This is a genomic window from Paractinoplanes tereljensis (assembly GCF_016862435.1).
GTDB classification, from domain to species: domain Bacteria; phylum Actinomycetota; class Actinomycetes; order Mycobacteriales; family Micromonosporaceae; genus Actinoplanes; species Actinoplanes tereljensis.
Genome location: NZ_BOMY01000024.1, coordinates 33,769 through 50,366, shown reverse-complemented (window position 1 = coordinate 50,366; position 16,598 = coordinate 33,769). Strand labels below are relative to the sequence as shown.

Sequence of the window (16,598 nt, the reverse complement as noted above, 5' to 3'; positions counted from 1 at the left end):
CTCTTAGTGTCGGGGGCGTGACGACGGGTGGAACCTGGGGCGGCTGGCCCTGCTCGGCGGCACGCGGCAACGGGGATCACGAGCGGCGTAGGAGCCTTCGATGACAGTCACGATCGGCATCAACGGTTTAGGACGGATCGGCCGAAGCGTCACCAGGATAGTGGCGGGGGCGGGGGAATCCGGAATATCCATTGGGGCCGTGAACGATCTCGCGTCGATCGAGAAAATGGCTTACGGTCTGCGCCGCGACAGTATTCGCGGCTCATTTCCCGGCACCGTGACGGCGCGTACGGATCACCTGGTCGTCAATGACCAAGCTATCCGAGTCTTCCACCACGCCCAACCCGAACGCATTCCCTGGGCGGACGCCGGAGTCGACGTCGTCATCGAGGCCACCGGCCGATTCCGGGCCGGCACCACGGCCCGGACCCACATCACCCACGGCGGTGCCCGCAAGGTCGTGATCAGCGCGTCCGCCGACGACCCGGACGCCTTCCTGGTCTACGGCGCCAACCACCACATCTACGACCCGGACCTGCACGACGTGGTCTCCCCCGGCTCGTGCGGCGTCAACGCACTGACGATCATGGCCAAGGTTCTGCTGGATCGGTTCGGCCTGCGCTCGGTGAACACCTCGGTGGTGCTCGCCACCCAGGGCTGGCAGCGGGCCCAGGACTCGGTGATCGGCACCTCCCGCGACGACCCGCGGCTCGGCCGGGCGTCCGGCGAGAGCATCATCCCGCACAACTACGTCGTCGGGGACCTGGTCCGGGTGGCGCTGCCGGAGATCGGCGAGATGCGCTTCAGCTACTACTGCGTGCCCACCCCGATCGGCTCGCTCGCCGAACTCTCCGGCCAGACCGACCGCCCGGTCAGCGTCGAGGAGGTCAACCGGGCGATGGCCGAGGCGGCCGGCGGCCCGCTGCGCGGCATCCTGGCCTACGACCCCGACCCCACCGTCTCGGTCGACGTGAAGAACAACCCGGCGTCCTGCCTGTTCGACCCGTCCGGCACGCAGACCACCGCCGACGGCGGCGTGAAGGTCCGCGGCTGGTTCGACAACGAGTGGGGCTTCTCCAACCGCCTGCTCGACCTCGCGAGGCTGGTAGGTGAACGCTCACCCGTCTCGTCTCGCCGAGGAATGACCTGGAGCATCGCTTAGAGTCGTAGTGATGATTTCTCAGGTTGAGGTTGCGGCGGCGGCGGAACGAATCGGCGATCGGGTGCGGCGCACCCCGGTCATGCGGGCCGACCGGCAGCTCTGGTTCAAGCTGGAGCAGACCCAGCACGCCGGCAGTTTCAAGACCCGCGGCATGTTCAACCAGATCCTCGCCGCCGACCCGCTGCCGGCCGCCGGGATCGTCACGGCGTCCGGCGGCAACGCCGGCCTTGCCGCCGCCTACGCGGCACGCGAGCTGGGCGTTTCCGCCGAGGTCTACGTGCCGGAGACGGCGCCCACGGTCAAGGTCGCCAAACTGCGCAAGTACGGCGCCCGGGTGGTCCAGGTCGGCCGGGAGTACGCCGAGGCGGCCGCCGCCGCGGTGACCCGGGCGGCGGAGACCGGGGCGCTGTTCTGCCACGCCTACGACGACCCCGACATGGTGGCCGGCAACGGCACGCTCGGCCGGGAGCTGCTCGAGCAGTTGCCGGACGGCTTCGACACCGTGCTGGTGGCGGTCGGCGGTGGCGGTCTGCTCGCCGGGATGATCGCGGCGGTCGGTTCGCGCGCCCGGGTGATCGCGGTGGAGCCGACCACCTCGGCCGCCCTGCACGAGGCGCTGCGCAACGGCGGCCCGGTCGACGTACCCGTCTCCGGGGTGGCGGCCGACTCGCTGGGCGCCCGCCGGGCCGGCCAGATCGCCTACGACCTGGCCGCCGAGGCCGGCATCGCCTCGATCCTGGTCGACGACAAGGCGATCATCGACGCCCGGCGGCGACTGTGGGACGACTACCGCCTGGCGGTCGAGCACGGCACCGCGGCGGCCCACGCCGCCATCACCTCGGGCGCCTACCTCCCGGCCCCCGACGAGCGGGTGGTCGTGCTGCTCTGCGGCGCCAACACCGCGTTAACTGACGGCCTGATATAGCAGGACCATTCCGACCACCGTGCCGAACGTCACGATGATCATCTTGAGCACCCGCGCCGGCAGCCGCCGGGCCACCCGGGCCCCCACGTATCCCCCCACGATGGTGGCCGGCGCCAGGGTGAGCACCGCACCCCAGTGCACCGGCCCGAAGATCGCGAAAACCACCACGGTGACCAGCCCCACCGTCGCGGAGAGCACGTTCTTCAGCGCGTTGATCCGATTCAGCGGCTCATCCAGGATCAAGGCGAGCGCCGCCACATACATGACCCCGAGCGCCGCCCCGAAGTAGCCGCCGTAGATCGCCCCCACGAACACGACAGCCTGCAGCGTGACCTTCTGGTGCGACATTTGCCGCGGATGCCCCACAAGCCCGCGCAGCCGCTCCTGAAAGGCCAGCGTCGCCGCCGCCCCCAGCACCAGAAACGGCACGATGAGCTCAAACGCCCGAGCCGGCGTGAGCAGCAGCAACGCGCAGCCCAGAGCCGCCCCGGCCACGCTCACCGGCAGAATCCCGCGCAGCCGCCGCCCCTGCCCCGCAAGGTCGGCCCGGCTCCCGACAACACTGGACACGTACCCCGGAAAGACCGACACCGAGTTGGTGACGTTCGCGTCGACGCTGGGCAGTCCGGTAGCGATCAGGCTGGGAAAGGTGATCAGCGATCCGCCCCCGGCGACCGCGTTGACCCCGCCCGCGGCAAGCCCCGCAACGACCAGCAGAAGAACATGCGTGAAGTCCATGAGACCGATGAATCTACGTGCCCGCTGCGGACTCCCACGCCGTCGCCCGTAGGATTACGGCGACGGACGAGTCGGCCGGGCGGTCGCGTCGGCGCCCTAGTGGCGTCACCGAGGAACGTCCGGACTCCGAAGAGCAGGGTGGTTGTTAACGGCAACCCGGGGCGACCCGCGGGAAAGTGCCACAGAGAACAGACCGCCGGCCCCGCGCTCAGGCGCGGTGCAGGTAAGGGTGAAACGGTGAGGTAAGAGCTCACCAGCACCCCGGGTGACCGGGGTGGCTCGGTAAACCCCACCCGGAGCAAGGCCAAGAAAGGCCGCCGAAAGGCGACCGGCGCAGGCGTTCGAGGGCTGCTCGCCCAAGCCTGCGGGTAGGCCGCAAGAGCCCACCGGCAACGTTGGGCCGAGATGGATGACCGCCCCAGGCGACTAGTCGCCAGGACAGAATCCGGCGTACAGGCCGACTCGCCCGTCACCCTCCAGGCCAGGGACTGGTCCACTTGATCATCATCACAGGGCCTGGGGCAGGAAGTCGGCTATGAGCGCTAGGCCGGCGACGGCCAGGAGGATGGCGCCGGCTTGCAAGGACCGTCGGTAACCCGCGTCGGTCAGGCGGTTTCGGCCGCCGGCTATCAGGACTGCCAGTAGGGCCTTGGCGCCGATCAGGCTGACGTAGAAGCCGGTGACCAGGGCCGCGCCTGCGGGTGGGGAGCGGTGCCAGGTGGTCAGGGTGAGTGGGCCCATCGCGGTTGCCCAGGTCAGCCATGGGTGTGGGCTCAGCACGTTGATTGTGGCGGCTCGGCGTAGGGCCTGCAGTGCCGAGCCTGCTTCCGCGCCGGTTTCCATCCGGCCGATGCGGGCTTCGCGCCAGGTTTCGAGGCCCGACCAGATCACGTAGCCGCCGCCGATCACCCCCATGATCGGGAGCGCTCGGGCGGGCAGCGCGCTCAGCACCAGGATCACCCCGGCGATCACCACCGCGTCGCTGACCAGCGGGGCAGCCGCCGTCAGCACCCCGGCGCGCCAACCCGAGCGCAAGGTCTGAGTGATCACCAGGACCATCAGCGGGCCCGGACTTATCCCGGCGGCCAGTCCGATTGCCAGCCCGACCCCGATCATCTCCACGTGGGGACCTTAATGAGCGGCTCTGCCTTTTGGCCGAGCGCGGCCGAGGGTGGGCAAGGTCTTTCGGCCGAGGGTGGGCCCGCGGTTTCCGACGTGGGCCGGATACCGGCCGGGGGCCTGATCAGCGACCGTTGTCGATCATGGGGAAGCGCATAGGGCGGCGGGCTTTGTTCCGCGGGGCGGGGTTTGCTATTTCGGGGGCGGCGCTCGGCGCCGTTGGCGCCTCGGAAATTCCGCGGTGGTTCGGCTGGGACCATCCGCCGCTCTCCGGTGGGTACGCGGCGGCAGCGGACGACCAATCGGCGGTCAGGTCGTCGTCGGTCAATGTGCGGTATTTCGTGGAGACGACGCGGCCGCTCGTGGCGTTGACGTTCGATGACGGGCCGGCGCCGCAGTACACGCCGATGTTTCTCGACGTGCTCGAGGACCTCGGGATTCCGGCCACCTTCTTCCTGGTCGGGCGGAACGTGCGCGACCATTCCGGCCTGTTGCGGGATCGGCTCGGACGGCACGAGGTGGGTAACCATTCGTGGGCCCATCGGGATCTGGCCACCATGGACCGGGCGGCGATTCAGGAGGATCTGCGGCGTACGCACGCGGTGATTCAGGACGAACTCGGGCGTACGCCGGTGCTGATGCGGCCGCCGTTCGGGCATCTCGGCGGCTCCACCGTGCTGGCCGCCGATTCGATGGGTTACGACCTGGTGCTGTGGGATCGGCAGATGCACGAGCGGCGGTTCACCGGCGACCCGGCGGGGCAGGCCCGGGATCTGGTGGAAACGGTCCGGCCGGGGTCGATCATTCTGGCCCACGACGTCGGCGACAAACGGCGGCTGGTGGCGTTGCGGGCGCTGGGCGACCTGGTTACCGGGCTGAAGGCGCGCGGCTTCGAGTTCGTCACGGTCTCGGACCTGATCGCGGATGTCTCGGTTAGCGTGAGTTAGTGGACCTCAGGTTGCCGTCGCCGTTGGAACGGCTCGACGACGAGCGGCTCGGCGGCATCGAGGTCTTTCTCAAGCGGGACGACCTGATTCACCCGGACTTCCCGGGGAACAAGTGGCGCAAGCTCAAATACAACCTGCGGGCCGCGCGCGAGCAGAACCACACGACGCTGCTGACCTTCGGTGGCGCTTACTCCAATCACCTGCGGGCGACGGCCGCGGCCGGGCACCATTTCGGGTTCGCGACGATCGGGATCGTCCGGGGTGAACAGCACACGCCGCTCAACCCGATACTGGCGCGGGCCACCGCCCTCGGGATGACTCTCGCCTATGTCGATCGGGCGACCTACCGCGAAAAAACCGAAGAGACCCTCCGGGAACGGTACGGCGATTTCTATCTGATCCCGGAGGGCGGTGCTAACGCGTACGCGTTGGAAGGCTGCGCCGAAATCCCGGCGGAGATCGACCGGGGTTTCGATGTGCTCTGTTGTTCGAGCGGCACCGGAGCCACTCTGGCCGGGGTCGCCACCGCCTTGGGTCCGCACCAGCGAGCGATCGGTTTCTCCGCCCTCAAGGGCGACTTCCTGGCCGCGGACGTGCGCCGGTTGCAGTCCGCATGCGGCCGGACCAGCGAGAACTGGTCGGTCGACAACCGTTTCCACTTCGGCGGCTTCGCGAAGCGGGACGCGACCCTCACCGCCTTTGTCGACGACTTCGAGGCTCGGCACGGGATCGCGCTGGATCCGGTCTACGAGGGCAAGATGATGTACGCGATCCTCACCGGACGCCTCTTCCCGGCCGGCACCACCGTGGTCGCCCTGCTCTGAACAGAATCTAGGGCGTCAGCTGGGTGCTGAGGTGGGCGCCGATCGCGGCGTCCATGTCGACCGAGGTGTCGTCGAGCAGCCACTGGATCTGCAGGCCGTCCATGAGGGCGACCAGTTCGCGCGCGGCGAGTGCCGGTTCCACCTCGGGCCGCAGGTCACCGTCGGCGCACGCCTCGGTGTAGGCCGTCTCCAGATCGCGCACCAGGGTCCGGTAGCGGTTCACGAAGTAGGCGTGCGCGGGATGGTCGGCCGCCGTCGCCTCGGCCGACAGCACGGTGAACAGCTCGACGATGCCCCGCCGGGTGGCGTTGAGCCGCACCAGGTCGACCAGCCGGCGCAGGGCCGCGGCCCCGCGGGGAGCACCGAGCGTGATCCACTCCGCGTCGACCTCGTCGCGGAGTTCGAGCACCGCCAGGAGCAGGGATTGTTTGGTCGGGAAATGGTGCAGCAGGCCGGGATGAGAGATGCCGCAGCGGGCCGCGATCTCGCGCAGGGACGTGCCGCGGTAACCGGCCTCGCCGAACAGCGCGGTCGCCTGATCGAGGATGTCCCGCCGCTTGGCGCGGCCCTTCGCGTAGCCCACCGGTAAATACTTACCAACTGGTCGGGATTCGTCTAGCGTCGGTTCCATGGATGTCACCCACCTCCAGCCCGCACCGGCACTGCGCCGGGCACGGTTCGCCACCTCCACGATCTTCGCTGTCCACGGCGCCGTGACCGGGACTTTCGCCGCGCGTGTCCCGTGGGTGGCCGACCATGTGGGCACCGGGGCGGGTGGTCTGGGCATCGCCCTGCTGATGCCGGGCGTGGGTGCGCTGCTCGCCATGCCGCTCTCCGCGCGGCTGGCGCACCGCTTCGACCTGCGGTGGCTCATCCGGGTGCTGATCGCCTGCTGGGCCGCGGCTCTGATGCTGCCGGCGCTGCCGACCACGCTGCCCGTGCTCTGCGTGGCGCTGGCGGTCTACGGCGCGACGGCCGGCCTGGCCGACGTGGCGATGAACGCGCACGCCGTGGTCGTCGAGGAGCGCTACGAGCGGTCGGTGATGTCCGGCTTCCACGGCTGGTGGAGCGTGGGTGGCCTGGCCGGGTCGGTGGGCGGGGTGTTCGCCGCTCGCGCGGGGCTCGGCGCGCCACTGCACTTCGCGCTGACCTCCGCCGTACTCATCGCCGTCAGCATCTTGGTTTCGTTCTGGCTTTTGTCGCACCGGCCCGAACCGACCCTGGACGAACCGCCCGCGTTCGCCCTGCCGTCGCGCGCGGTGCTGCCGATCGGGCTGATCGGGCTGTGCGCGGTCTTCGCCGAGGGAGCCAGCCTCGACTGGTCGGCGGTCTACATGCGGGACCTGCTGGGCTCGCCGGCCGCGACCGCGGCGGCCACCGTCTCGATCTTCTCGGTCTGTATGGCGGTGGCCCGGTTCGGCGGTGACTGGGTGGTGCGCCGGCTCGGGCCGGTGACGGCCGTGCGGCTGTCCGGCGTGGTGGCCACGATCGGGGCGCTGATCGTGGTGCTGGCCCGGCCGGCCGCCCTGGTGATCGCCGGGTTCGGCCTGCTCGGCATCGGCATCGCGGTGGTGATCCCGCTGGTCTTCGCGGCGGCCGGCCGGCTCCCCGGTCATCCGGGACGCAACATCGCGGGGGTGGCCGGCATCGCGTACGGTAGTGGCCTGATCGCTCCCGGCGTAATCGGCGGCATCGCGCACGTGTCCAGCCTGACCGTGTCGTTCGTGGTGATCGTGGGGTTGGTCGCCATCATGGGACTCGGGGCCGTGGTTCTTCGGCCACACGGGAAGTCGCTGTAACATACAACTATGAGTGACGACGCGGTGCTGGGCACGATCGAGACGCAGGTGGCGATGCTGATGCGGCTCGGTGAGGCCAGCCGCCGCTCCACCGGGGTGCAGCCGCATCGCGCCCTCGACCGGGCCGCCTACGTGATTCTCCGGCAGCTCCAGCAGGACGGCCCGCTCAACGTGTCGGTGCTGGCCGCAGCGCTCAACCTGGACGGCTCGACGGTCACCCGCCAGGTGACCGCGCTGCAGAACGACGGCCTGGTCGAGCGGGAGCGGGATCCGAAGGACGGCCGGGGCACGGTCATCGCGGCTACGCCGCTCGGTCTCCAACAGGTCGAGCAGGTCCGTCAGGCCCGCAAGATTCTGTACGGGACGGTGCTCGCCAAATACACCGAGCAGGAGAAGCGTGAACTGGCCGCGACCCTCGAACGCTTCAACGAGGCGGTGGCCGAGCACATGCGCAGCCGGGTGTAGCGAGGGCGGCATCGGGGAACTTCCATGGCCGTGCAGGCACTGACCCGCCGGGTGTCCCGGCCCACGCTCATCCTGATCGTCGCGCTGGCCGCGGTGCTGATCCTCGGCCTGGCCGCGATCCTGATCGGCCTCACCAACGGCGGCAACGACGGCCCCCGCACCGTGACCGGGGCCCGGGAGGGCGAGCAGAACGCCACGTTCGAGCTGCTGGACGGCGCCACCTCGGTCCGGGTCCGGGCGGATTCCCTGGGTGACGGTCTTTATCGGGTGAGCGTCCCGGACGGTGGCGGGCTGATCCCGCACGTGGACCGGGACGGCGGCACCGTGCGAACCAATCTCAAACCCGGCCCCGAGGCCGGCTCCGGCATCGTCGACGTGGTCCTCAACGCCGACGTCGGCTGGACCGTCCGGATCGCCGGCGGCACCCAGGAGACCTCGATCGACCTGTCCGGCGGCCTCGCCGACGGCGTGCAGCTGGCCGGCGGCTCGAGCCGGATCGACGTGTCCCTGCCCAAGCCGGCCAAGCCGGTCACGGTGGAGATGACCGGCGGGGTCGACCAGTTCCGGGTGCGGCTGGCCACCGGAACGCCGGCCCGGGTGCAGGTCGGCTCGGGCGCCGGCCAGGTCATCCTGGACGGCCAGACCCATCAGGGCATCGCGGCCGGCCAGTCCTTCACCGCGAACGGCTGGCAGCAGGGCGCGGCCGGCGTCGACGTCCAGGCCCGGGCCGGCGTGGGTGCACTGGTGGTCGGCGCGCAGTAGTTCCCCCGGCCGTCGGCCGGAAACGGCCGTTCCATTCACCTGGCCGACTCCCCGCGGCGGTTCGGGACAGTGCGGTTGGGGGCCCCGACGGCGTATCTATAAAAAGCGCGAGAACGCCGCACCGAATGACCGGTGCGGCGTTCTCTCTATCCGGGAGCGAGTCGGGTCTAGGTCGACGAGACGGTGTCGACCGGGGTGGCGCTCTTGTCGATGCGAGGGTCGCCCTCGTCGGCGAAATAGTCGTCGGGAGTGGTGCCGTCGACGCCCTCCGGGGTTTTCAGGGTGCGTAGCAAGAATGTCGCGAGGACCGCCACCACCAGGTTGACCGCCACCGCGACGAAACCGACGTAGATGGTTTTCTTGGTGTCGAAGCCGAACTCGGACAACGGGAACGCGGATCCGCCGAAGTGGGCGCGTTTGGTGACCGCGTTCGGGATCTGCCACAGCATCCAGAACGCCAGGCCCATACCCGCCGCCCAGCCCGCGATAAGCGCGCCGCGGTGCAGCCAGCGGGTGTAAAGACCGATCGCGACCGCGGGTGCGGTCTGCAGGATGATGACGCCGCCGATGAGCTGCAGGTCGATCGAGAATTGCGGGTCGAGGAAGACGATGAACGCGACCGCGCCGACCTTCACGACAAGCGAGGCGATTTTCGAGACCTGCGCCTCCTGGGCGTGGGTGGCGTCCCGCTTCAGGTATTCCTTGTAGATGTTGCGGGTGAAGAGATTGGCCGCGGCGATCGACATGATGGCCGCCGGGACCAGCGCGCCGATGCCGATCGCGGCGAACGCGATGCCGGCGAACCAGGCCGGGAATTTCTGGTCGAACAGCAGCGGCACCACGGTGTTGCTGTCGACCGTGCCCTCTTTCGCGCCGGGCAGCGGTTTCACCCCGGCCGAGATGGCCATGTAACCGAGCAGCGCGATCAGGCCGAGCAGGAAACTGTAGGCCGGTAGGGCCGACATGTTCCGCTTGATGACGTTGCGGTTCTTGCTGGCCAGTACACCGGTGATGCTGTGCGGGTAGAGGAACAGCGCCAGCGCCGAACCCAGGGCCAGCGTGACGTACTGAATCTGGTTATTGGCATTCAGCAGAATGCCGTCGCCGGGCGCCGCCGTACCCTGGAATTTCTTGTCGGCCGCGTCGAAGATGCTGCCCCAGCCGCCCAGTTTGTAGGGCAGGTAGAGCACCGCCACGATGATGACAAGGTAGATCAGCGTGTCTTTCACGAACGCGATGAGCGCGGGTGCGCGCAGCCCGGACTGATAGGTGTAGGCCGCGAGAATCGCGAACGCGATGATGATCGGCGCGTGCCGGGCGAGCAAGCTGTCGCCGGTCACGCCCATCGTCTTGAGCACCGCCTCGATGCCCACCAATTGGAGCGCGATGTACGGCATGGTGGCGACGATGCCGGTGATCGCGATGACCAGCGCGAGCGTCGGCGAATCGAAACGGGTGCGCACGAAATCGGCCGGGGTCACGAAACCGTGCCGGTGCGAAACCGACCAGAGCCGGATCAGAATCAGGAAGAAAATCGGATAGATGATGATGGTGTAGGGCACCGCGAAGAAGCCGGCGGCGCCGGCCCCGAAAATCAGCGCGGGCACGGCCACGAAGGTGTACGCGGTGTAGAGGTCGCCGCCGACCAGGAACCAGGTGACCCACCCGCCGAAGCTGCGCCCGCCCAGGCCCCACTCGTCGAGGTGCGCCATGTCCTTCGGCGCCCGCCACCGCGCTGCCACGAAGCCGATCCCACTGACCAGCAGGAACAGGAACGTGAAGACGACGATCTCGGTGATGTGATCGCTCATCGGGTCACCTCCGGGTCATCCGGTAAACGACGCTGGTGGTGACCACGCCCAGCAGGATGAAGGCGAACTGCAGCCAATAGAACATCGGAAAGCCCCACAACCGCGGCGAGTCGTGGTTGAACAGCGGGGTCAGCAGCGGCACCACGATGGGGATGACAAGCAGCCAGTTCCAGGGGCTGCGGTCGCTGCGGGCTGGAGTCGGGGGTGATTCTGGCTCGGCCATCAGCGCACCTCCTCGGTTGTCTCATAGTCCACAAAGACGCTAACGATGCGGACCGGAGTCAGTCGATCACTGTGCGCCGAACGGGTGTGACGGTGCGCTTAACGGCACCGCCACACCGCGGTAACTTTTCTACTTGAGACCGGCCGAGATCGCCTTGGTCAGCGACGCGTTGTCGTCGTCACCGTCCAGCGACCACATCATCGCCCCGCCCAGGCCTTTCGCCCGGATGTAGAACGTCTTCTGCACCATCTGAGCCGGGTCGTCATAGGTCCAGAACGTGGTGCCGTCGAACAGCCACGAGTTGCCGGCTCGCCAGTCCCGGTAGAGCGTGAAGCCGGGCAGGTTCTTCACCGTCTTGTAGTCCTCGGTGCCGTTCGCGAACACCCCCACGGCCGGGCCGGTGGCGGTCGCGAACCGGCCGTTCCCGCCGCTGGTGATCCCGGTCCAGCCCTGGCTGTAGTAGGGCAGGCCGAGCACGAGCTTCGACTTCGGCGCGCCCACCCGGGTCCAGGCATTGATCGCGTTGTCGGCCGAGAAGTCCGGGTTGTCCGGTGCCCCCTTCGGCACGAAGATCGACGACTGCTGATTGGCCCGCAGTTCCCACGAGCCGTGGAAGTCGTACCCCTGCACGGTCCCGAAATCGAGGTACTTGAAGATCTTGTGCCCCTCGAACCCGGCATCGATCTTCGCCGGCGAGGCCGGCAGGAACGCGGTCAGGTCGTAGTGCTTCCTCTTGCTCAATTTGTCGAGCTGAGCGCGGAACTCGGCGGCCAGCAGGGTGAAGTTCCGCCGATCCTCGGCCCGGATGACATTTCCGGCATTGCCGTCCGACCCCGGCCACTCCCAGTCCAGATCGATGCCATCGAAGATCCCCTTGGCGATGCCGGGTTCCTTGTCCGGCAGATTCCCCTTGATCCAGAGATCAATGCAGGAGCTGACGAGTTTCTTGCGCGAGGCGTCGGTCAGGGCCGCATCCGAGAAGTACGCCGACCCGGTCCAGCCACCCAGCGAGATCAGCACCCGCAGCTTCGGGTTCTTGGCCTTGAGCTCAGCGAGCTGATGGAGGTTGCCGGCCAGCGGCTGCCCCGCGACGTCAGCGACGCCGTCTACGCTGTTCGCGTCCGAGAACGAGGTTCCCCAGTCCGCCCACGGGTCGGCGGAGTCACAGACCCCGGCCGCCGTGACCGGGCCGAACGCGTAGTTGAGGTGGGTGAGCTTGGCCGCGGCGCCGGAGTTCTGCACCTTGGCGAGCGGAAAACCGCGACCGTAGATCCCCCACTGCGTGAAGTAGCCAACCTTGACGTATGACTTGCCGTGCGCCTGGGCCGCACCGGGAGCAGCCGCCACCAGCGTGGCGGCCACAGCGGCCACAGCCACCAGGCGTCGGGTGAGAACACGCATGAGTCCCCCAAGACAGTAAATAAACTTTCCTGATTGAGGAAGCTAAACGTCCACACCCGACTAGGGCAATGCCTGCCCGGACCGGAGTTGCTCGGCTTCGGCGTGCCGGCCGAGCGCCTCCAGATCATCCGCGAGGTTCCGGGCGGACCAGATCGTGTTGGGATGACGGTCACCCAGCTTCCGTCTCCGCCGGGCCAGCGTGTCCTCGTCCAGCTCGCGTGCCCGCTCGTACTCACCCAGCGCACGCAGGTCGATGGCGAGACTGGTGACCGACCTGAGGGTGTCGGAGTGGTCATCACCGAGCACCCGCCGCCGGCCCGCCAGGGTTTCCTCGTCCGCCTCCCGCGCCTGCTCGAACCTTCCCAGCGCGCGCAGATGGTCGGCGAGGTTATGGGCCGACCGGAGGGTGTCGGGATGATCGTTACCCAGGGTTCGCCGTCGCTGGGCCAGCGTGTCCTCGTCCAGGGCCCGCGCGTGTTCGTAATCCTTCAGCGCGCGCAGGGCGCCGGCGAAGTTGTCCGCCGCACCCAGGGTGAGGCCATCGTCATGACCAAGAACGCGGCGGCACCGAGCCAGCATCTCCTCGCCGAGCTCGCGTGCCTGCTCGTGCTCGCCCAGCAGGGTGACGGTGGCGATCAGATTGGTGGCGGATCGGAGGGTGGAACGGTGCTCGTCGCCAAGAAGCCGCCGTTTCCGGGCGAGGGCATCCTCGTGGAGGTCGCGTGCTTCCCGATACCGGCCGAAATGGTTGTACGCGCGGGCCAGGTTGTTGGCGGCTTCGAGCGTCGCATCGTCGTCCGGGCCGTGCCGCTCGGCCCAAGCGGCGTGCAGCTGTTCGGCCAAGGGGAGGGCCGCCCCGGCGTCGCCCCGGGCGAGGAGGAACCACACCGCCTCGTTGGCCACCAGGCGGATGTCCGGGTTGTCGTTGACGGCCGGGTCGAGGGCGAGAATGTGTGGGAGCAGTTGCGCCCAGCGCGGCCACCAGGCGGGCGCGTGACTGTTCTCCGGCCGGGCGGCAATGAGCAGGCCTTCGACCGTGTGGCGGTGGGCCACGGACTCGGGGTCGGTGTCGCGTAGGACGGCCTGAGTCAGCCGATGCAGCAGTGGGCCGCCGTCAACGATCCTGGCCAGTCCGTACTGCCGCAGCTTGGCGACGGTGCGGCCGAACGCGACGGTTCGCCGGGCCAGCTCGGCCAGGGGCGGCTGGAGAAGGTCGGGGCGGCCGGTGAACAGATCGGCAGGAATGGGCTCCGGCCCCAGGTGGGCGCACAGCGCCAGCAGTTGGCCGGCCGCCGGGTCGTCCCCGGCCAGGCGTTGTGCCGCGACCGCAACCGAGGAGGCCAATGGCGCCGGATAGCCGATCGGTGGCCGGCTGTCTCCCAGAAGATCGGCCGCATGCATCCGGAGCGCGGCCAGATAGGCGTCGATGTCGATGTGGGTCTCGGCGAGCAGGTCTGCTGCCTGTCCGATGGCCAGCGGCAGGTCGCCGAGGGCGTCGGCGAGGCGGTCCGCGTTCCGGTCATCGAGGTGCGGCAGATAGGAGTGCAGAAGCGCGGTCGATTCGGAGCGGGTGAACACGTCGACGTCCATCGGCTGCGCGACACCGGTCCAGCCCGGGTTGCGACTGGTGATGATGAGGTGCCCCGGTCCGTCCGGCAGCCACCGGACGAGATCGTCGCGGTCCTCGGCGTTGTCGAAGATCAGCAGCCATCGCGATCGGCCACGCAGATGCTGACCGAGGGCATCGACCGCGTCGGGCGTGGCCGTGCCGGCCACGGCCTGGCCGGCCTTGGTGGCGAGGTCGGCCAGGTGGTCGCCGATGAGTTCGGGTCGTTCCGACGGAATCCACCAGACCAGGTCGTACTCCCCGGCGAACCGGTGTGCGTACTCGAGGGCCAGCTGCGTCTTGCCGACGCCGCCCGTGCCGTGCAGCGCTTGCACCGCTGCCCGCCGGTTGCTGCCCAGCGTGTCGTAGAGCCGGTTGAGCATGGCATCCCGCCCGGTGAACGCCGGGTTCCGGCGAGCCAGATTCCACAGCCGCGGCAGCGACCCGGGCGGCCGCGGCCCGCCGGTCTCCGTCGTGCTCGGGCCTCCGGGGTACGGCGGAGCAACCACCCGGCCGCCGTCCCCCGGCGGGGCGCTCACCTGGCCGACCGAGTCCAGCAGCACGCCCACCGCCCGGTCCGCGGACAGCCCGAACACTTCGGGAACGATGATCGGCGCCCACAGCCCGCCACGAAGATCGACCCGGTCGATCCGCAGGGGAATCAGCTTCGTCTCCGGATCGGCGCGCCGCTGCGCGAGGCGGGCGGTCCACTCATCGGTGGTGAACCGGTCCGGCTCCAGATAGGCGGACGAGAGCAGGATCAGCATGGGGTTCTGCCGACTCAGTGCTCGATGCATCGCCTCGACGAAGTTGGTTCCCGCCGCCCAGTCGACGCTGTCCAACTCGGTTTCGTAGCCGGCCGCGTCCAGATGCCACCGAGCCCACTCCGCCCACGCCCGGTCGCGGCCGGCATGGGAGATGAAGATCCGAGGCACGTGTCCACACTGCATGCACGGGAGCGCGAAGACGACCACCGAACGGGCGGTATCCGCGATGAACTCTATCGATATCTCCTATCGGTTATATAGACTACCGCCCATGCGCCGTACCCTCGCTCTCGCAGCTGCCCTCACCCTCGCCGCGGCCGCCGCGCTCAGCGGATGCGGCGACGACAATGACAACGAAGCCGCCGGTGGCGGCACCCTGCGCATCGGATATCAGCGCTTCGGCGGATTGAGCCTCGTCAAAGCGCGCGGCGACGCTCCCGGCGTCACCTGGTCGCTTTTCGAAAGCGGCCCTGCGCTCACCGAAGCGATCAAGGCGGGAGCGATCGACATCGGGCAGACCGGGGAGGCGCCGCCGATCTTCGCGGCCGCCGCCAAGACGCCGTTCAAGATCGCCGCGGTCGGTGCACCCTCGCCGCAGAGCGAGGCCGTGCTGGTCAAGAAGAGCCGTGGCTTCAAGACCTTCGCCGACCTCAAGGGCAAGACGATCGCCCTGAACAAGGGCTCCAACGTGCACTGGCTGCTGGTCCGGCTCCTGGAGACCAATCATCTGACGCTGAACGACGTCAATGTGAAGTATCTGAAGCCGGCCGAGGGACGCCCCGCCTTCGACAACGACCAGGTCGACGCCTGGATCATCTGGGATCCCTACTTCGCGCTCGCCGAGAAGCCGGACGTGCAGATCCTCGCGGACGCGACCGGCGTCGCCAACAACCGCGAATACATTCTGGTCGCCCAGGACGCGGCCGATAAGAAGACCGAACAGATCAAGAGCTTCCTGACGACGTACGAGAAAACGACGGCCTGGGGAATCGCCCACCCCGACGAACGCGCCGCCGTCCTGGCCCCGGAATTGAAGATCGACGAGCCGACCACCAAGCGAGCCCTGGCCCGGGCCGCGCAGCCGATAGCCCCACTCACGGATGAGATCGGCACCGAATTGCAGGGCATCGCCGACGGCTTCACCAAGCTGGAGCTGATCCCGACCAGCATCGACGCGCGCTCGCTGATCGACATCCGCTTCGCCGGAGCGGCGCAATGACCCTGGTGGCGGCGCGACCTTCCACCGAGGCGGCGCCTGCCCCCGCGAAGAAAACCAGGCGCTGGCGAAGGCTGGTAAGCCCACTGCTGATCCTGGCGGTGTGGGAGATCGCCGCCCAAGCCGGCCTGATCTCATCGGACAAATTGCCCGCGCCCAGCACGGTCCTGCAGACCGGCTGGCGCCTGACCGCCGACGGCACCCTCGGCCACCACCTGCTCGACTCGCTGACCCGGGCCGCCGTCGGCCTGCTGATCGGCGGCACGCTCGCGCTGGTGCTGGGCTCGCTGGCCGGCCTGCTGCGCCTGGGCGACGATGCCATCGACCCACCGGTGCAGATGGCCCGCATGCTGCCCCACCTGGCGCTGGTCCCGCTCCTGATCATCTGGGTGGGCATCGGCGAATCAATGAAGATCACGCTGGTCGCGCTGGGCGCGTTCTTCCCGCTTTACTTCAATACGTACGCCGGAATCCGCGACATCGACGAACGCCTGATCGAGCTGGCCCGAACGTACGGCCTGGGCACCTGGCAGCGCCTGGTGCACGTGGTCCTGCCCGGCGCATTGCCGTCGCTGTTCCTGGGCTTGCGCCTGGCGATAGGCGCGGCCTGGCTGAGCCTGGTGGTAGGCGAACAGACCAACACCCAGAACGGCATCGGTTTCCTGATGATGGAGGCCCGAGAGTTCAGCCAAACCGACGTGGTCGTCCTGGGCCTGTTCGTCTACGCCCTACTGGGCCTATTCTCCGACGTCCTGCTAAGAGCGGCCGAAAAACGAGCCCTCTCCTGGAGGCGAGGCCTGAAAGCCACCTAACCTGTCAGGAGATGGATGGAG

At 68.6% G+C, this 16,598-nt stretch carries 16 protein-coding genes and 1 other RNA gene; 10 read left to right on the top strand and 7 right to left on the bottom strand.

The genetic code is table 11. The features are described from left to right. Positions 1–100 precede the first annotated feature (100 nt). Positions 101–1,162, top strand: coding sequence for a type I glyceraldehyde-3-phosphate dehydrogenase (locus Ate02nite_RS18660; protein WP_203807187.1), 1,062 nt, complete (start codon positions 101–103; stop codon positions 1,160–1,162). Positions 1,163–1,172: 10 nt separating this feature from the next. Then, positions 1,173–2,087, top strand: a complete 915-nt coding sequence (locus Ate02nite_RS18655; RefSeq protein ID WP_203807185.1) for a serine/threonine dehydratase — start codon at positions 1,173–1,175, stop codon at positions 2,085–2,087. Here Ate02nite_RS18655 and Ate02nite_RS18650 read toward each other — a convergent pair. Next, positions 2,067–2,825, bottom strand: a complete 759-nt coding sequence (locus Ate02nite_RS18650; protein ID WP_203807183.1) for a sulfite exporter TauE/SafE family protein — start codon at positions 2,823–2,825, stop codon at positions 2,067–2,069. The genes Ate02nite_RS18655 and Ate02nite_RS18650 overlap by 21 nt on opposite strands. A gap of 67 nt (positions 2,826–2,892) precedes the next feature. On the opposite strand from Ate02nite_RS18650, the gene rnpB reads away from it, so the two are divergent. After that, positions 2,893–3,294, top strand: an RNA gene (rnpB, locus tag Ate02nite_RS18645) — RNase P RNA component class A. A 38-nt stretch (positions 3,295–3,332) separates the two neighbouring features. On the opposite strand, the gene Ate02nite_RS18640 is transcribed toward rnpB, so the two are convergent. Then, the gene (locus tag Ate02nite_RS18640) at positions 3,333–3,941 is read right to left on the bottom strand and encodes a LysE family translocator (protein ID WP_239147514.1); all 609 of its coding nucleotides are present in this window, start codon (positions 3,939–3,941) and stop codon (positions 3,333–3,335) included. Positions 3,942–4,087: 146 nt separating this feature from the next. Here Ate02nite_RS18640 and Ate02nite_RS18635 point away from each other — a divergent pair, with 146 nt between their 5' ends. Both Ate02nite_RS18635 and Ate02nite_RS18630 read left to right on the top strand, forming a co-directional pair. After that, complete coding sequence (locus Ate02nite_RS18635; protein ID WP_203807180.1) at positions 4,088–4,891, top strand: polysaccharide deacetylase family protein; 804 nt, start codon at positions 4,088–4,090, stop codon at positions 4,889–4,891. Then, positions 4,891–5,715, top strand: coding sequence for a 1-aminocyclopropane-1-carboxylate deaminase/D-cysteine desulfhydrase (locus Ate02nite_RS18630; protein WP_203807178.1), 825 nt, complete (start codon positions 4,891–4,893; stop codon positions 5,713–5,715). Before Ate02nite_RS18635 ends, Ate02nite_RS18630 begins: the two co-directional genes overlap by 1 nt. A gap of 7 nt (positions 5,716–5,722) precedes the next feature. On the opposite strand, the gene Ate02nite_RS18625 is transcribed toward Ate02nite_RS18630, so the two are convergent. Continuing rightward, a complete protein-coding gene (locus tag Ate02nite_RS18625; protein WP_203807176.1) occupies positions 5,723–6,298 on the bottom strand; it encodes a TetR/AcrR family transcriptional regulator in 576 nt (191 codons plus the stop codon). 46 nt (positions 6,299–6,344) lie between these two features. On the opposite strand from Ate02nite_RS18625, the gene Ate02nite_RS18620 reads away from it, so the two are divergent. The 3 genes from Ate02nite_RS18620 to Ate02nite_RS18610 are packed head-to-tail and all read left to right on the top strand — an operon-like array spanning position 6,345 to position 8,741. Beyond that, on the top strand, positions 6,345–7,514 hold the full coding sequence (locus Ate02nite_RS18620) for an MFS transporter (protein WP_203807174.1): 1,170 nt from the start codon (positions 6,345–6,347) through the stop codon (positions 7,512–7,514). Positions 7,515–7,523: 9 nt separating this feature from the next. Continuing rightward, positions 7,524–7,979: a MarR family winged helix-turn-helix transcriptional regulator gene (locus tag Ate02nite_RS18615; RefSeq protein ID WP_203807172.1), complete on the top strand. Its 456-nt coding sequence runs from the start codon at positions 7,524–7,526 to the stop codon at positions 7,977–7,979. A 24-nt stretch (positions 7,980–8,003) separates the two neighbouring features. After that, positions 8,004–8,741, top strand: coding sequence for a hypothetical protein (locus Ate02nite_RS18610; RefSeq protein ID WP_203807170.1), 738 nt, complete (start codon positions 8,004–8,006; stop codon positions 8,739–8,741). 167 nt (positions 8,742–8,908) lie between these two features. Here the strand turns inward: Ate02nite_RS18610 and mctP are convergent, their stop codons facing one another. The 4 genes from mctP to fxsT form a co-directional block, all read right to left on the bottom strand. Beyond that, positions 8,909–10,552 carry a monocarboxylate uptake permease MctP gene (gene mctP, locus Ate02nite_RS18605; RefSeq protein ID WP_203807168.1) on the bottom strand — a complete coding sequence of 548 codons (1,644 nt, stop codon included), beginning with the start codon at positions 10,550–10,552 and terminating at the stop codon, positions 8,909–8,911. A 4-nt stretch (positions 10,553–10,556) separates the two neighbouring features. Continuing rightward, entirely contained in the window at positions 10,557–10,775 is a 219-nt protein-coding gene (locus Ate02nite_RS18600) for a DUF3311 domain-containing protein (protein WP_203807167.1), read from the bottom strand. Positions 10,776–10,904: 129 nt separating this feature from the next. Continuing rightward, on the bottom strand, positions 10,905–12,176 hold the full coding sequence (locus tag Ate02nite_RS18595) for a glycoside hydrolase family 18 protein (protein WP_203807165.1): 1,272 nt from the start codon (positions 12,174–12,176) through the stop codon (positions 10,905–10,907). Between the two features lie 60 nt (positions 12,177–12,236). Then, complete coding sequence (gene fxsT, locus Ate02nite_RS18590) at positions 12,237–14,717, bottom strand: FxSxx-COOH system tetratricopeptide repeat protein (RefSeq protein ID WP_203807163.1); 2,481 nt, start codon at positions 14,715–14,717, stop codon at positions 12,237–12,239. Positions 14,718–14,730: 13 nt separating this feature from the next. Between fxsT and Ate02nite_RS18585 the strand changes: the two genes are divergently transcribed. Next, positions 14,731–15,768, top strand: coding sequence for an aliphatic sulfonate ABC transporter substrate-binding protein (locus Ate02nite_RS18585; RefSeq protein WP_239147510.1), 1,038 nt, complete (start codon positions 14,731–14,733; stop codon positions 15,766–15,768). Continuing rightward, a complete protein-coding gene (locus tag Ate02nite_RS18580) occupies positions 15,765–16,577 on the top strand; it encodes an ABC transporter permease (protein WP_203807161.1) in 813 nt (270 codons plus the stop codon). Before Ate02nite_RS18585 ends, Ate02nite_RS18580 begins: the two co-directional genes overlap by 4 nt. Positions 16,578–16,598: the final 21 nt, after the last annotated feature.

What these genes read in the sequence shown, in the direction of transcription:
- Ate02nite_RS18635 (WP_203807180.1), top strand. Translation starts at nt 4,088, where the DNA reads ATGGGGAAGCGCATAGGGCGGCGGGCTTTGTTCCGCGGGGCGGGGTTT.
- Ate02nite_RS18610 (WP_203807170.1), top strand. Translation starts at nt 8,004, where the DNA reads ATGGCCGTGCAGGCACTGACCCGCCGGGTGTCCCGGCCCACGCTCATC.
- Ate02nite_RS18585 (WP_239147510.1), top strand. Translation starts at nt 14,731, where the DNA reads ATGCACGGGAGCGCGAAGACGACCACCGAACGGGCGGTATCCGCGATG.
- Ate02nite_RS18640 (WP_239147514.1), bottom strand. Translation starts at nt 3,941, where the DNA reads ATGATCGGGGTCGGGCTGGCAATCGGACTGGCCGCCGGGATAAGTCCG.
- Ate02nite_RS18595 (WP_203807165.1), bottom strand. Translation starts at nt 12,176, where the DNA reads ATGCGTGTTCTCACCCGACGCCTGGTGGCTGTGGCCGCTGTGGCCGCC.
- Ate02nite_RS18600 (WP_203807167.1), bottom strand. Translation starts at nt 10,775, where the DNA reads ATGGCCGAGCCAGAATCACCCCCGACTCCAGCCCGCAGCGACCGCAGC.
- Ate02nite_RS18620 (WP_203807174.1), top strand. Translation starts at nt 6,345, where the DNA reads ATGGATGTCACCCACCTCCAGCCCGCACCGGCACTGCGCCGGGCACGG.
- Ate02nite_RS18655 (WP_203807185.1), top strand. Translation starts at nt 1,173, where the DNA reads ATGATTTCTCAGGTTGAGGTTGCGGCGGCGGCGGAACGAATCGGCGAT.
- Ate02nite_RS18660 (WP_203807187.1), top strand. Translation starts at nt 101, where the DNA reads ATGACAGTCACGATCGGCATCAACGGTTTAGGACGGATCGGCCGAAGC.
- Ate02nite_RS18615 (WP_203807172.1), top strand. Translation starts at nt 7,524, where the DNA reads ATGAGTGACGACGCGGTGCTGGGCACGATCGAGACGCAGGTGGCGATG.
- Ate02nite_RS18580 (WP_203807161.1), top strand. Translation starts at nt 15,765, where the DNA reads ATGACCCTGGTGGCGGCGCGACCTTCCACCGAGGCGGCGCCTGCCCCC.
- mctP (WP_203807168.1), bottom strand. Translation starts at nt 10,552, where the DNA reads ATGAGCGATCACATCACCGAGATCGTCGTCTTCACGTTCCTGTTCCTG.
- Ate02nite_RS18650 (WP_203807183.1), bottom strand. Translation starts at nt 2,825, where the DNA reads ATGGACTTCACGCATGTTCTTCTGCTGGTCGTTGCGGGGCTTGCCGCG.